Origin of the sequence: Pseudoroseomonas cervicalis ATCC 49957 (assembly GCF_000164635.1) — a bacterium.
Lineage (GTDB): Bacteria > Pseudomonadota > Alphaproteobacteria > Acetobacterales > Acetobacteraceae > Pseudoroseomonas > Pseudoroseomonas cervicalis.
This window is the reverse complement of record NZ_GG771266.1, coordinates 1-516: the sequence shown is the minus strand read 5'-3', so window position 1 is coordinate 516 and position 516 is coordinate 1. Positions and strand designations below refer to the sequence as shown.

General features: G+C 78.9%; 1 protein-coding gene. It reads left to right on the top strand.

Features of this window, described 5'->3' with window-relative positions; genetic code table 11:
- Nucleotides 1-516: FadR/GntR family transcriptional regulator (locus tag HMPREF0731_RS22920; RefSeq protein WP_007006670.1), on the top strand; the 516-nt coding region annotated here is incomplete at both ends.

The window sequence follows — 516 nt, the reverse complement described above, 5'->3', positions numbered from 1 at the left end:
CCGACGGGCAATTGCCGCCCGAGCGGGTGCTCGCCGCCGCCCTCGGCGTCTCCCGCGCCGAGCTGCGCAAGGCGCTCTCGGCCATGGAGGCGGAGGGGCAGATCTGGCGGCATGTCGGCAAGGGCACCTTCCTCGGCGCCCGGCCGCTGGCGGCGACCGGGGATGTGGCGCAGCTCGCCGCCCGCGCCGGGCTGCCGGATGTGATGGCGGCGCGGCTGGTGCTGGAGCCGCAGCTGGCGGCGCTGGCGGCGGCGCGGGCCGATGCGGCGCAGCGCGCCGCCCTGCTGGCCCTGGCGCGCCCGCCCGCCCGCCCGCTCTCCTGGCGCGAGTTCGAGAGCCAGGACGCGGCGCTGCACCGCGCCATCGCCGAGGCGGCGGGCAATCTCAGCCTGCTGCATGTGTTCGACCTGCTGGCGGCGATGCGCCGGGCGCTCACCTGGTCGCGCCCGCGGCCGCGCCCCGAGGGGCCGCCGCCCGACCACCATTCCTTCGCCGAGCATGGCCGCATCGCCGCCG